1 protein-coding gene is annotated in these 249 nt (G+C 67.1%); it reads right to left on the bottom strand.

The annotated features are described in order from the left end of the window. Positions 1 to 120: 120 nt before the first annotated feature. A complete protein-coding gene (locus SB822_RS59455) occupies positions 121 to 237 on the bottom strand; it encodes a hypothetical protein (protein ID WP_410859422.1) in 117 nt (38 codons plus the stop codon). Between the last annotated feature and the right edge of the window lie 12 nt (positions 238 to 249).

The raw sequence follows: 249 nt of genomic DNA, 5'->3' as shown, positions 1-249 counted from the left end.
GTAAGTGGTTGGCATATGACAACTACGGCCCGGTCCTGCAGCCATCCGGTGCCGCAGCGCACTTGATAGTAGTCGCCGCCCTGCGCCGCAATCGTGGCGGCGAAAGGCTGGAGCCACGTCTCAATCCGCCTCGAACTCCACCAGCGCGGCGCCCTCGGCCACCAGCTCGCCCTGCGCCACCCGATACCGCCTCAGCACGCCATCGGCGGGCGCGTTGAGGCTGTGCTCCATCTTCATCGCCTCCAGCAC

Origin of the sequence: Paraburkholderia sp. SIMBA_054, assembly GCF_046534875.1 — a bacterium.
Lineage (GTDB): Bacteria > Pseudomonadota > Gammaproteobacteria > Burkholderiales > Burkholderiaceae > Paraburkholderia > Paraburkholderia hospita.
The sequence above is the reverse complement of the archived record's forward strand: the minus strand, read 5'-3'. Positions and strand labels throughout refer to the sequence as shown.